This is a genomic window from Aquipseudomonas guryensis, assembly GCF_014164785.1.
Lineage (GTDB): Bacteria > Pseudomonadota > Gammaproteobacteria > Pseudomonadales > Pseudomonadaceae > Aquipseudomonas > Aquipseudomonas guryensis.
Genome location: NZ_JACJFN010000004.1, coordinates 363,322 through 376,458, shown reverse-complemented (window position 1 = coordinate 376,458; position 13,137 = coordinate 363,322). Strand labels below are relative to the sequence as shown.

Annotated in this window: 14 protein-coding genes; 8 read left to right on the top strand and 6 right to left on the bottom strand. The window is 63.2% G+C overall.

Features of this window, described 5'->3' with window-relative positions:
- The first annotated feature begins 26 nt into the window (after positions 1-26).
- Positions 27-1,685: a nitrite/sulfite reductase gene (locus H3H45_RS16875; protein ID WP_182834857.1), complete on the top strand. Its 1,659-nt coding sequence runs from the start codon at positions 27-29 to the stop codon at positions 1,683-1,685.
- Positions 1,669-2,166, top strand: coding sequence for a DUF934 domain-containing protein (locus H3H45_RS16870; RefSeq protein ID WP_182834856.1), 498 nt, complete (start codon positions 1,669-1,671; stop codon positions 2,164-2,166). The genes H3H45_RS16875 and H3H45_RS16870 overlap by 17 nt, the downstream gene beginning before the upstream one ends.
- A 142-nt stretch (positions 2,167-2,308) precedes the next feature.
- Here the strand turns inward: H3H45_RS16870 and H3H45_RS16865 are convergent, their stop codons facing one another.
- The gene (locus H3H45_RS16865) at positions 2,309-2,893 is read right to left on the bottom strand and encodes a TetR/AcrR family transcriptional regulator (protein WP_182834855.1); all 585 of its coding nucleotides are present in this window, start codon (positions 2,891-2,893) and stop codon (positions 2,309-2,311) included.
- A gap of 112 nt (positions 2,894-3,005) precedes the next feature.
- Here H3H45_RS16865 and H3H45_RS16860 point away from each other — a divergent pair, with 112 nt between their 5' ends.
- Entirely contained in the window at positions 3,006-3,443 is a 438-nt protein-coding gene (locus H3H45_RS16860; protein ID WP_182834854.1) for a hotdog fold domain-containing protein, read from the top strand.
- Positions 3,444-3,498: 55 nt separating this feature from the next.
- Here the strand turns inward: H3H45_RS16860 and H3H45_RS16855 are convergent, their stop codons facing one another.
- Complete coding sequence (locus H3H45_RS16855) at positions 3,499-4,488, bottom strand: YhdH/YhfP family quinone oxidoreductase (RefSeq protein WP_182834853.1); 990 nt, start codon at positions 4,486-4,488, stop codon at positions 3,499-3,501.
- Positions 4,489-4,499: 11 nt separating this feature from the next.
- The gene (gene sohB, locus H3H45_RS16850; protein WP_182834852.1) at positions 4,500-5,522 is read right to left on the bottom strand and encodes a protease SohB; all 1,023 of its coding nucleotides are present in this window, start codon (positions 5,520-5,522) and stop codon (positions 4,500-4,502) included.
- Positions 5,523-5,851: 329 nt separating this feature from the next.
- Between sohB and H3H45_RS16845 the strand changes: the two genes are divergently transcribed.
- The 4 genes from H3H45_RS16845 to H3H45_RS16830 all read left to right on the top strand — a co-directional run bounded on the left by H3H45_RS16845 (position 5,852) and on the right by H3H45_RS16830 (position 9,005).
- Positions 5,852-6,562, top strand: a complete 711-nt coding sequence (locus H3H45_RS16845; RefSeq protein WP_182834851.1) for a histidine phosphatase family protein — start codon at positions 5,852-5,854, stop codon at positions 6,560-6,562.
- A gap of 61 nt (positions 6,563-6,623) precedes the next feature.
- Positions 6,624-6,938, top strand: a complete 315-nt coding sequence (locus H3H45_RS16840; protein ID WP_182834850.1) for an SCP2 sterol-binding domain-containing protein — start codon at positions 6,624-6,626, stop codon at positions 6,936-6,938.
- A gap of 211 nt (positions 6,939-7,149) precedes the next feature.
- Positions 7,150-8,217 (top strand): phosphotransferase family protein, encoded by a 1,068-nt coding sequence (locus H3H45_RS16835; RefSeq protein WP_182834849.1) that lies wholly within the window; start codon positions 7,150-7,152, stop codon positions 8,215-8,217.
- A gap of 20 nt (positions 8,218-8,237) precedes the next feature.
- On the top strand, positions 8,238-9,005 hold the full coding sequence (locus H3H45_RS16830) for an SDR family oxidoreductase (protein WP_182834848.1): 768 nt from the start codon (positions 8,238-8,240) through the stop codon (positions 9,003-9,005).
- A gap of 56 nt (positions 9,006-9,061) precedes the next feature.
- On the opposite strand, the gene H3H45_RS16825 is transcribed toward H3H45_RS16830, so the two are convergent.
- Positions 9,062-9,712, bottom strand: a complete 651-nt coding sequence (locus tag H3H45_RS16825) for a hypothetical protein (RefSeq protein WP_182834847.1) — start codon at positions 9,710-9,712, stop codon at positions 9,062-9,064.
- A 101-nt stretch (positions 9,713-9,813) separates the two neighbouring features.
- Here H3H45_RS16825 and H3H45_RS16820 point away from each other — a divergent pair, with 101 nt between their 5' ends.
- On the top strand, positions 9,814-10,599 hold the full coding sequence (locus H3H45_RS16820; protein WP_182834846.1) for a TSUP family transporter: 786 nt from the start codon (positions 9,814-9,816) through the stop codon (positions 10,597-10,599).
- Positions 10,600-10,605: 6 nt separating this feature from the next.
- On the opposite strand, the gene nudC is transcribed toward H3H45_RS16820, so the two are convergent.
- Together nudC and H3H45_RS16810 are read right to left on the bottom strand one after the other, a co-directional pair.
- Complete coding sequence (gene nudC / locus H3H45_RS16815) at positions 10,606-11,439, bottom strand: NAD(+) diphosphatase (protein ID WP_182834845.1); 834 nt, start codon at positions 11,437-11,439, stop codon at positions 10,606-10,608.
- Positions 11,439-13,109 carry a ferrous iron transporter B gene (locus tag H3H45_RS16810; protein WP_182834844.1) on the bottom strand — a complete coding sequence of 557 codons (1,671 nt, stop codon included), beginning with the start codon at positions 13,107-13,109 and terminating at the stop codon, positions 11,439-11,441. Before H3H45_RS16810 ends, nudC begins: the two co-directional genes overlap by 1 nt.
- Positions 13,110-13,137: the final 28 nt, after the last annotated feature.

Sequence of the window (13,137 nt, the reverse complement as noted above, 5' to 3'; positions counted from 1 at the left end):
GCAGTAGCCTGAATCACAGGATATATATGTACGTATACGACGAGTACGATCAACGGATCGTCGAGGACCGCGTCAAGCAGTTCCGCGACCAGACCCGCCGCTACCTGGCCGGCGAACTCTCCGGTGAGGAGTTCCGCCCCCTGCGCCTGCAGAATGGCCTGTATATCCAGCGCTACGCGCCGATGTTGCGCGTTGCCGTGCCCTACGGCCTGATGTCTTCGGCCCAGGTACGCATGATGGCCAAGATCGCTCGCGACTATGACAAGGGTTACGCGCACATCAGTACCCGGCAGAACGTGCAGTTCAACTGGCCGGAACTGGAAGACGTGCCGGATATCCTCGCCGAGCTGGCCACCGTGCAGATGCACGCGATCCAGACCAGCGGCAACTGCATCCGCAACACCACCACCGATCAGTTCGCGGGCGTGGCCAAAGACGAGCTCGTCGATCCGCGCCCCTGGTGCGAGATCATCCGTCAGTGGTCGACCTTCCACCCGGAATTCACCCACCTGCCGCGCAAGTTCAAGATCGCCGTCAACGGCGCCGTCAGCGACCGCGCCGCCATCGAGGTGCATGACATCGGCCTGGAGGCCGTGCAGAACGCCGCCGGCGAGCTGGGTTTCCGCGTTTCCGTAGGTGGCGGCCTGGGCCGTACGCCAATCGTCGGCAGCTTCATCAATGAATTCCTGCCGTGGCAGCACCTGCTTTCCTACCTCGACGCCATCCTGCGTGTGTACAACCGCTATGGCCGTCGCGACAACAAGTACAAGGCGCGCATCAAGATCCTGGTCAAGGCGCTGACCCCTGAGGTGTTCGCCGAGCGCGTGAACGCAGAGTGGGCCCACCTCAAGGATGGCCCGACCACCCTGAATGAAGCCGAAGTCGCCCGCGTTGCGGCGCACTTCATCGACCCGACCTATAAAGCCCTGAGCGATCAGGACGCCGCCCTGGCCGCGCTCGATGCCGAGCACCCTGGCTTCGCCCGCTGGCGCCAGCGCAACACCTTCGCCCACAAGCGCCCCGGCTATGTCGCCGTGACCCTGTCGCTGAAGCCCACTGGCGTGGCGCCGGGCGATGTCACCGACAAGCAGCTGGACGTCATCGCCGACCTGGCCGACCGCTACAGCTTCGGCGAAGTGCGCAACAGCCATAACCAGAACATCATCCTCGCCGACGTCGAGCAGGCGCAGCTGTTCACCCTCTGGGGCGAGTTGCGCGAGAACGGTTTCGCCACGCCGAACGTGGGCCTGCTGACCGACATCATCTGCTGCCCGGGCGGCGACTTCTGCTCATTGGCCAACGCCAAGTCGATCCCGATCGCCGAAGCCATCCAGCGCCGCTTCGATGACCTCGACTACCTGTTCGACATCGGCAATATCGACCTGAACATCTCCGGCTGCATGAACGCCTGCGGCCACCACCACGTCGGCCACATCGGCATCCTCGGCGTGGACAAGAAAGGCCAGGAGTTCTACCAGGTATCCCTCGGCGGCAGTGCCGGCCGTGACGCCAGCCTGGCGCAGATCCTCGGCCCATCCTTCGCCGAAGCGGACATGGCCGACGTGATCGACAAGATCATCAAGGTCTACGTCGAACAGCGCACCGATGAAGAAAGCTTCCTCGACACCTTCCGCCGCGTCGGCGTCGACCCGTTCAAGGAGCGTGTATATGCAGCGAATCATTAAGAACGGCCAGGTGATCGACGAAACCTGGCACCTGCTGCCCAAGGACGCCACGCTCGATGGCATCTCCAACTGCGACGACCTGATCGTGCCGCTTGCCCTGTGGGTCGAGCACGCCCATGCGCTCAAGGCCCGCGATGGTGGCCTCGGCGTATGGCTGGAAGCCGGTGAAGAGATCGAAGAGATTGCCGACCAGCTGGACAACTTCCAGGTGATCGCCCTGAACTTCCCGGCCTTCACCGACGGTCGCCACTGCTCCACCGCCTACCTGCTGCGCACCCGCTACGGCTACAAGGGTGAAGTGCGGGCGATTGGCGATGTGCTGCGTGACCAGCTGTTCTCCTACCAACGCGTCGGCTTCGATGCCTTCGCCCTGCGTGCGGACAAGGACCCACTCGACGCCCTGAAAGCCTTCGAGGAGTTCTCCGAGGTCTACCAGGCGTCTGCCGACCAGCCGCAACCGCTGTTCCGCCGCCGCGCCTGAGCACGGCCAGCAGCCTGAAAAAGCCCCGCACTGCGGGGCTTTTTTATTCCTGCTTGCGCAAATGCCTAGAGCCGTAGCCCGGATACAATCCGGGGGCGGAGCTGCCTGCTTCCCGGATTGCATCCGGGCTACTGAACCGCACCTACAGGTTGGCGCGTACCGACTCCCAGGCAATCTGCGCCAGCAATTGGCGGCAGTCGGCCAGCTGCGTCTGGGTGCGCCCCGCCAACCAGTTGCGGGCAAAGTCATGGGTTGGGCCGATGATTACCGAGGCGAAGCAATCCACCGGCATCGGCTTGAACAGCCCCTGCTCGCGGTAACCGGACAGCGCCTCGAAGATCCGCTGAAAATGCAGGCGGTTAGCCTCGCGCAGTTCATCGCCGCGCTCACTGGCCTCGACCCGGCCGCGGCTGTGCAGGATGAAACGCGCCCAGTCCGGGTTGGCCGCCACCCAGTCGATGTAGCTGGTCACCAGCAGTTTGACGCAGGCCTCGGCGCTATCGGCTGTGCCGAAGCCCTGCTCCAGCAGCTCGGCATACTCGCCAGTGCCGGCCAGATAGAGCGCCGCAATGATGTGCTCCTTGTTGCCGAAATGGTGATACAGGCTGCCGATGCTGGCGCCCGAACGGTCACGAATCATCTCGATGGTCGTGGCATCCACCCCGAACTCGGTGAAGCAGGCCAGGGCAGCCTGGAGAATTTCGTGTTTGCGAGAGGGACGGGCCATGGGATTCCTTAACACTCATTACTAGAATATTTTTCTAGAATTAAATTCCAATATTCGTATACTGCCTCGGCGCGCGCTTCTCTTCAATGTATTTGCCATTCCAGGAGCACCCATGAGTCAGATGATGCAGATGTACCAGCAAGCCGGCCCGGCGCAGTTCAGTGCCCTGATCGGTCAGGTCGCCCCCTATTTCGCCAGCATCGCACCGCAGTTCGTCGAGCTGCGCGCGGGTTACGCCGAAGTGACCTTTGCCAAGCGCCGCGAGGTGCTCAACCACCTCGGTACCGTGCACGCCATTGCCCTGTGCAACGCCGCCGAGCTGGCCGCCGGCACCATGACCGACGCCTCGATCCCCAAGGGCTGCCGCTGGATTCCCCGTGGCATGACGGTGGAATACCTGGCCAAGGCCGATGGCGACATTCGCGCCGTGGCCGACGGCAGCGCCATCGACTGGAGCCAGCTGGGCGATGTGAAGGTTCCCGTGCTGGCCTATGTCGGTGATAAGCCGGTGTTTCGCGCCGAAATCACCATGTATGTCAGTCAGGCCTGATCACCTGAAACGCAAAGGCCCGGCATAAGCCGGGCCTTTTGCCACGTCACGCCGATCAGCCTAGATTGACCAGCACCCGACCGACCTGCTTGCCCGCCAGGATCTGCTCGATTTCCTGCGGCAACGCCTGCAGCCCCACCTCCCGCGCCAGGGACTCGAGGTTGCCGAGCTTCCACTGCACGGACAGCTTGTCCCACATGGACGCCTTGACCACCAGCGGCAGCTCCACCGAGTCCACCCCCAGCAGGTTGGCGCCGCGCAGAATGAAGGGCATGACGTTGGCCTTGAAACCGACCCCGGCAGTCAGCCCGCAACAGGCCACGCTGGCGCCATAACGCAGCGACTTGACCACGTTGAACAGGATGTCGCCGCCCACCGTGTCCACCGCACCAGCCCAACGTTCCTTGAGCATCGGCTTGTCGATGCCTTCCTGCAGCTCACTGCGCGGCACGATCTGCTGCGCCCCGAGCTGCCGCAGGAACTCGCCCTGCTCGGCCTTGCCGGTGGCAGCGGCCACGCTGTAGCCGAGACGCGCCAGCAGAGCCACGGCGACACTGCCGACCCCGCCGGTGGCGCCTGTGACCAGCACCGGGCCAGCTTCAGGCGTCAGACCGGCCTGTTCCAGCTTGTCCACACACAGCGCGGCGGTCAGCCCGGCCGTGCCGAGCAGCATCGCCTCGCGCAGGCTGAGCCCGGCCGGGCGCTTGATCACCCAGGCAGCCGGCACGCGAATGTACTGGCCAAAACCACCGGAGGTATTCATGCCCAGGTCGTAGCCGGTGACGATCACCTCATCGCCCACGGCGAATTCGGCTACCCGCGACTCGGCCACCACCCCGGCGGCATCGATACCGGGCGTATGCGGATAGCTCCGGGTCACCCCACGGTTACCACTGGCGGACAAGGCATCCTTGTAGTTGAGCGAGGAGTACTGCACACGGATCAGCACATCGCCGACTGGCAGATCAGCGGTGTCGCGCTCCGTCACCTGAGCCGAGAACGCGCCTTCGTTTTCGCTGACCAGCAGCGCCTTGAACTGAGTCATGCAGCCTCCCGTTACCAGAAACGTTGTTGATGGAGCCGATTCCACCAGTTCAGCAGCACCCGGTCGAGCGCTACGCTGGCAGCCAGGCCGAAACGCTCCGGCAGGCTCTTCTTCTCAGCGTAATGCAGATGGAACAGATCGGCTTCGCGGGCACGTTCGGCCAGGTACTCGTCGCTGGTCTTGAGTTCATCGACCAGTTGTTTTTCCAGCGCGGCGATGCCCAGCCAGACCTCACCGGTGGCGATCTCATCGATCACCAGCTGCGCGCGATAGCGGGCCACGAAGTTCTTGAACAACACATGGGTGGTTTCCAGGTCTTCCTGGAACTTCTCCCGGCCCTTGTCGGTGTTCTCGCCGAATACGGTCAGGGTGCGCTTGTATTCACCGGCGGTCAGCACTTCAAAATCGATGTCGTGCTTCTTCAGCAGGCGGTGCACGTTGGGCAACTGCGCCACCACGCCGATGGAACCGAGGATGGCGAATGGCGCGGCGAGAATCTTCTGCCCGACGCAGGCCATCATGTAGCCGCCGCTGGCTGCGACCTTGTCCACGCAGATGGTCAGCGGGATGCCGGCGTCGCGAATCCGCGCCAGCTGCGACGAGGCCAGGCCATAGCTGTGCACCATACCGCCGCCACTTTCCAGGCGCACCACCACTTCGTCGGTGGCGCTGGCCATGCTCAGCAAGGCAGTCACTTCGTGGCGCAGGCTGTCGGTGGCCGAAGCCTTGATGTCGCCATCGAAGTCGAGGACGAACACCCGCGGTTTGCTGGTGCCGGCCTTCTTGTCGATCTTCGCCTGCTTGGCTTCGGCCTTGTGCCGGGCCTTCAGCTCAGCCTTGTCGAGCAACGCATGCTCGAGGCGCTCGCGCAGGGCTTTGTAGAAATCGTTCAGCTTGTGTACATCGAGATGACCGCTGCCTTTGCTGCGGCCTTTACTGCGCAGCGCCGCGATGGTCACCAGTACCACGATCACCGCCACCACCAGGGTTACGGTACGGAGCAGAAACTCCGCATAGTCCATCAGAAACTCCACAGCTCCCCCTTAATCGTAGCCATCCAGGAAACCGCCAGCGGCCCCTGCCAACCTCAAGCATACCGAGGCAGACCAGCAGTGTCCGCAGCGGAAATATCTGTTCATGCTTGGACACGTGATTAACCGCCAGCAGCAGCGGCACTATTAACCTCGGCTATGGCGCCTCATACCCGCCACCGGTACGCCGCAGCGCAATGGCCCAGTGAGCGTGCAAAGCCGCGCGTCGGCAGCCCTAAAGCAATTCAAACAAGCGTATGTTTTTTCGTTGACAGCGGCCCGGCTCTGCCCATAACCTCGCGAAACTTCCACTGCCAGGATCGACTGCAGACGTGGGCAGCATCTACCTGATTCGCCATGGCCAAGCCTCATTCGGTGCAGACGACTATGACGTGCTGTCGCCGACCGGTATTCGCCAGGCGGAAGTCCTCGGCGATCACCTGGCCCACCTCGGCCTGAGTTTTGATCGCTGCGTCAGTGGCACCCTGCGCCGCCAACAGCATACCGCCACTGCCGCCTTGCAGCGCTGCGTCGCCGCTGGCCTGCCGGCGCCAGAGCTGGAACTGGACGCCGGTTTCAATGAATTCGATGCCGAGGCGGTGATCCGCGGTTTGCTGCCGGCCATGCTGCCGAGCGAGCCGGATGCCCTCGACATCCTGCGCAACCCGAAAGACAACCGTGCCGCCTTCCAGCGTCTGTTTGCCCGGATCATCCAGCGCTGGGTCAGCGGTGAACACGACCAGCCCGGCCATGAAACCTGGCAAGGCTTCGTCGGTGGTGTACAGTCAGGGCTCGAGCGCCTGCTCGCCCAGGCTGAACACAAACAGAACATCGCCGTGTTCACCTCCGGCGGCACCATTACCGCATTGCTCCACCTGTTGACCGGCGTACCTGCCCACAAGGCGTTCGACCTCAACTGGCAAATCGTCAACACCTCGCTGTCGCGCCTGCAGTTTCGCGGCAACGAGGTGACCCTGGCTTCCTTCAACAGCCGTGTGCATTTGGAGCTGTTGAAGGCGCCGGAACTCATCACCTATCGCTGAGTTCCAGCCCACTGCGGCCCGCAAGGCCGCCAGAAACCCTCGATAACAAAGGATAGAAACCATGAGCTCCGTTGCCGATACCATCAACTCCATGCAGTCCAAGTTCAACGCCAGCGCTGCTGCCGGCCTGGACCTGGTATTCCAGTTCAACATCGAAGACGGTGAGAACTACGCGCTGATCGTCAAAGACGGCACCTGCGACGTGCAGCAAGGCGACAACGCCAATGCCAACGTCACCCTGATCATGGACAGCGCCACCCTGGCCGGTATCGCCAGCGGCGAAACCGACGGCATGCAAGCCTTCATGGGCGGCAAACTGCGCGCCGAAGGCGACATGATGCTGGCCATGAAACTGGCCGAACTGTTCCCGGTATAAGACCTAGCGTCTACGCTGTGGTAACACGAAAAACCGGAGTCCTAGACTCCGGTTTTTTTTCGCCCGCCGGTGCACTGAACAAGCGGATCAGGACGTTTGATTGCACGGCAACACCCACATCTATAACGCTGTGCTTTGCTTGTGGGGGGCCACTGACAATATTAGATTAGCCAATAATTGGCGCCACCCATCATAAGCAGAAGGGATAAGCATGACGCTTACTGACCAGTCCACCGGCATTCGCGACGGCGAAGAACTCGACGCTGCGACCATCGACCAGTACCTCAAGGCGCATATTCCCGGCCTGACCGGCGAGCCACGCATCAGCCAGTTCCCCGGCGGCGCCTCGAACCTGACCTATCTGCTGGAATACCCGCAGCAGGAATTCGTCCTGCGCCGTCCGCCGTTCGGCCACAAGGCCAAGTCGGCGCATGACATGGGCCGCGAGTACCGCATCCTCAACCAGCTCAACGCCGGTTTCCCCTACTGCCCCAAGGCTTATGTGCACTGCACCGACGAATCGGTGATCGGCGCCGAGTTCTATGTGATGCAGCGGGTCAAGGGCATCATCCTGCGCTCCGACATGCCGGCCGAGCTGAACTTCAGCGCCGAGCAGACCCGTGAGCTGTGCAAGAGCTTCATCGACAAGCTGGTCGACCTGCACAACGTCGATTACCAGGCCTGCGGTCTGGGTGACCTGGGCAAGCCGGAAGGCTACGTCAAGCGCCAGATCGAAGGTTGGAGCGATCGCTACGAGAAGGCCCTGACCCCCGATGCGCCGACCTGGGAGCCGGTCAAGGCCTGGCTGCGCGAGAAGATGCCGGCCGACCACACCAAGCCGGGCATCGTGCATAACGACTACCGCTTCGACAACGTGATCCTCGACCCGAGCAACCCGATGCAGATCATCGGCGTGCTGGACTGGGAGCTGACCACCATCGGCGACCCACTGATGGACCTGGGCAACACCCTCGCCTACTGGATCGAGGCGGCTGACCCGGGGCCTGTGCAACTGATGCGCCGCCAGCCGAGTAACGCCCCCGGCATGCTCAGTCGCCAAGAGTTCGTCGACTACTACGCCGAGCGCTCGGGCATCCAGATCGACAACTTCGACTTCTACTACACCTACGGCCTGTTCCGCCTGGCCGGCATCGTGCAGCAGATCTACTACCGCTTTTTCCACGGCCAGACCAAGGACAAGCGCTTCGCCCAGTTCGTTCACATGAACAAGCTGCTGGAGCAGATGAGCCTGCAGGTCATCGGCAAATCCACCCTCTAAACCGGATCAAGGTAACCAGAATGTCCAAGACCAACCTGTTCGACCTAGATGGCAAGATCGCTTTCGTATCCGGCGCCAGCCGTGGCATCGGTGAAGCCATCGCCAAACTGCTGGCCCAGCAAGGCGCCCACGTGATCGTGTCGAGCCGCAAGATCGACGATTGCCAGAAAGTCGCCGACGCGATCAACGCCGACGGCGGCAAGGCCACCGCCATCGCCTGCCACATCGGCGAAATGGAGCAGATCCAGAGCGTCTTCGCCTTTATCCGCGAGCAGTTCGGCCGCCTCGACATCCTGGTCAACAACGCCGCCACCAACCCACAGTTCTGTAACGTGCTGGACACCGACCTGGGCGCTTTCCAGAAGACCGTCGACGTCAACATCCGCGGCTACTACTTCATGTCCATCGAAGGCGGCAAGCTGATGAAGGCCAATGGTGGCGGCAGCATCATCAACGTCGCTTCAATCAACGGCGTCTCGCCGGGCGAATTCCAGGGCATCTACTCGGTAACCAAGGCCGCCGTGATCAGCATGACCAAGGTGTTCGCCAAGGAATGCGCGCAGTTCGGCATCCGCTGCAATGCTCTGCTGCCGGGCCTGACCGACACCAAGTTTGCCTCCGCGCTGACCAAGAACGACGCCATCCTCAACCTCGCCTTGCAGCGCATCCCGCTCAAGCGCGTGGCCGCCCCAAGCGAAATGGCCGGCGCCGTGCTGTACCTGGCCAGCGAAGCGTCCAGCTACACCACCGGCGTGGCGCTGAACGTGGATGGTGGCTTCCTCTCCTGAGCAGCAGCCGTGCACAAAAAAAGGGACCCTCGGGTCCCTTTTTTATTGCGCAGACTTCACTGCCAGTCTTTCAGCGCCTGATTGGCCGCCTGATTCATCGGCTGAGCCAGCAGACCGGTCGGGCTCAGACTGACGCTGAACATCGCCCCATCGGCAATCGGCAGGTAGGTCACGCGCGCCGCTTCGGGATCGAACAGGAACAGGTCATGCTGACCCAGGCGCAACCAACGCCACAGATCGATGCCGTAGGGGCTCTGCGCCAGGGCCACCTGAGCATTACGCGCGCTTTCCTGCTGCTCGATGGCGAGGAAACGCCCGGAGAGTTTTTCCAGGCGATAACCCGGCTGCAGGCCGATCAGCGCGGCCAGGCCCTTCCAGCGCAGCAGGCGGCCATCGAGCTGCCACAGATCGCCTTCCAGGGTGACCTGGCGCTCTTCGCCGCCCTCCAGCAGGCTGACCCGGTAGCGCTGCGGGCCGTCGGCGCTGAAGCTCAGGGTCAGCAGCGGCTTGCCTTCCGGCAGCGGGCTGTAGCTGAGCAGGTCATAGGCGACCACGCCGACCAGCCCGGCCAGGCCGACAAAGGCCAGCCCAATAGTGCCGCGCAGCCAGCCAAGGAACCAGCTACGCGACAACAGAATACGCGCGGCAATGAACAGCGCCAGTATCGCCAGAAGGCCAATGAACCAGGCCAGGCCGTCATACTGCATGGGTGTAATTCCTTCTCCGTGAAATTGCCGGCATTATGCGCAGCAGGCAGACGGACAGACCAGTCGCCACCCCGCACAATTGAATCCACGTCGAGTTTTTTATGCCTTTTCCTTTTGAGCTGGGGGTTGATCCACTCACTCTGGCGATTCTCGCCCTGGTCGCCTTCACTGCCGGCTTCATCGACGCCATTGCCGGTGGTGGTGGCCTGTTGACCATCCCCGCCCTACTCACTGCCGGTCTGCCGCCGCATCTGGTGCTGGGCACCAACAAACTATGCGCCACCTTCGGCTCGGCCACCGCCAGCTACACCTTCTACCGGCGCAAGCTGTTCCACCCTAGGCAATGGCGCAATGCCCTGCTGGCCACAGCGCTGGGAGCCACCCTGGGCGCCATTCTGGCCCACTGGCTACCCGCCGCCTGGCTGAACCAGATGCTGCCGGCGGTAGTGTTCGGTTGCGGCCTGTACCTGCTGTTCGGCAAGACGCCGGAGACCCATGGCCAGCAGGATGCGCCCATTGCCCAGCGCCGTCAGTGGCCACAGGGACTGGGACTGGGCTTCTACGATGGCGTGGCCGGCCCCGGCACCGGTGCCTTCTGGACGGTCAGCACGCTGCTGCTCTACCCACTGGACCTGGTACGGGCCAGCGGCGTGGCCCGCAGCATGAACTTCGTCAGCAATGCCATGGCCCTGACAGTCTTCATCATCACCGGCCAGGTGGCCTGGCTGCTCGGCATCTGCATGGGCCTGGCCCTGATGGCCGGCGCCTTCTTCGGCGCACGCACGGCGATCCGCGGCGGCTCGAAATTCATCCGTCCGGTATTCATTCTGGTGGTGTTGGCGCTGACCGCGCGCCTAGCTTGGCAGCACTGGTTCGGCCAGGCGTAGGCTGAGCTAGCGCTCTAGCTGAGGCTCGGGCTGGCCCAGGCGGCGAGCCAAATAGAGGTCGATCAGGTAACGGGCAATCGAGCGCGTCATCGGCAACGGTGGCAGCTGCTCGATATGAAACCAGCGCGCATCCTCGATCTCGTCGGCCTGCGGGACTATCTCGCCGCCGGCGTATTCGGCATGGAAGCCGAGCATCAGCGAATGCGGGAAGGGCCAGCCCTGGCTGCCGAGATACTGCAGGTTGCACACCTCGATGCCGACTTCCTCGCGCACTTCACGGGCCACACACTCCTCCGCCGACTCACCCGGCTCGACGAAACCGGCCAAGGTGCTGTAAACGCCGGGCACGAAGCGCGGCGAACGGGCCAGGAGAATCTCGTCGCCACGCGTGACCAGCACGATCATGCTCGGTGAAATACGCGCGTAGCCATCCAGGCCACAGGACGGGCAGCGCATGCAGCGCTCACCAGCAACCTGTTGGGTCGGTGTGCCACAGCGCCCGCAGAAGCGATGCTGGCTCTGCCAGGTCGCCACCTGCTCGGCGAACGCCAGCATGCGAAACGTTGGGTAATCGGCCTGCAGCATGAACTGACGCAGGCTCTGCCAGTGACAGCCGGGCAATTCAGCGGGCTGCTCCAGCTGCAGCAGCCAGACGGCCTCACCATTGAAGTGGCCCAGCCCCTGCTCACCGCGCAGCGGCAGGTCCTGGCGCTTGAGCCATTCGCGGGGAAACAGCACGCCATTGCTGTCGGCCAGGAAACCCTGGACGCCATGCACCAGCGCCCAGCCGCCGGCCTGGCTGTTATCCAGCGGTGGAGTGGTCTGCCAACCTGCTGGCATCAGGCGGCTACCGGCAGGCCCAGGGCGCGCACGCTTTCCTCGGCGAGGTCGAGCACACTCGGGCTGGTTTCCGGGCGCAGCACGGCGCCACCTTCCAGGTAGTACTCCAGGCTGCTGAGGGCATCGGCCAGGGTCTCCAGCATCTGCTCGGAAGGCATCTGCTGGGTTTCGATCATGCGTGTCTGGATATAGTCAGCGCACAGGCCAATCAACTTGGCCGCCCGCTCCTGACCGAGGAACCACAGGCCACCGCGCACCGCCTGCAGGCTGATTGGCACGTTGGCCAGATGCATGCGGTCACCGTTGGACTCCAGGTAGGAGGTGATCGCTCGCTTGGCCAGGGCCAGACCGCCCTGGGCCTCGTCGACCACCACGATGCGCGCCTCGGTCAGCTGGTGTGCGGCAAAGGCTTCGCCTTCATCGCCGGGCTGAATCTGGGCAGGCCGCTGATCACGACGCTCGCCACGTTCGAGGCTGGCCACCATGCTTTCCACATAGAGCACGGCTTCGGCCAATTTGTGCAGGTCCTGCATTTGCGCCGGGCTGGCTTCGCCCCAGCCCGCTACCACCGGCAGTTGTACCTGCAGGGCATTGGCCGCCGAGCTCAGGCCAACCATACCGAGGGTCTTGGCCAGCTTGCCCAGCAGCGCATGCAAGTTGCCGAAGCTGTCCGGCTGGGCCGTGCCGCGCTCGATCAGGTCGAGCAGATCCTTGACGCTGGCCAGCTCCTCGCGAATCGCCGAGGACAGCGAACGCATCACGCCCTGCCCCGGCCCGGACAGGCGCTGGTATTCCTCGTCGAGCAGATGGTCGGTGAATGGCAGCGCATTGAGGCCGAACACCTCGCGTACCGAGCTGGCCTGCTCGCCCTTGCTGTCGGCCAGGGCCACCAGATACAGCAGCTCCTTGAGCAGGCTGCGCGGCGCCTCGTAGGCACTGTTGCCCAGGGCCTGCTTGAGTTCGCGATCGAGACGGGAGAACAGCTGCTTGCGTGACTTGCGTGGTAACAGCTGGCCATCCAGCTGCGCTTCAACAGCAGCAGCACCGACCCAGCACAGGCGCCCGCGTGACTCGTCGCCGAACAGGCTGTCGAGACGTGCCAGGGCACGCAGCATCAACTTGAGTCCCGCCTGGGGATTGTCCTCGCGAATAAAACCGAGCAGACCGACCTGATACATGTGGCGCAGGCGCCGGGTATCCTCGGCCGAAACCTCACCGGGAAGCATACGTGCCGCGCGCTGCTGGTCGAGCCGCACGCTAAAGAAGAAACTTTCCGGCAGTGGCGGCTGGGCACCGGCCTGACGCAACTCGTTGATCGCCGGCAGCAGCAGCTCGGGCATTTCCTGGCGATGGGCGTCGACGTTTTCCAGATAGCGGCGCAGCACATACAGGGCATTGCTCAGAGCCGACAGCTGCACATCGCGCTCTTCGCCGGCGCCGGCCGGGATATCGGTGGCCTGTTGCAGAACTTCCTGGGCCAGCAGCTCGGCGCCGGCCAGTTCGATCAGGTTGAGCGTGCCACGCACTTGCTGCAGGTTTTCCACCGCCTGCTGCAGCAGGCTGCCGTTGTGCCGCTCGGCGATGAAGTGTTCGAGACTCTGCTCGGTCTCTTCCATGGTGGTGAACAATTCGTCACGCACCAGACTCAGGGATGTCGCTCCAGTGACCATAGGCCTACTGCACCTCGCTAGGCTGGTA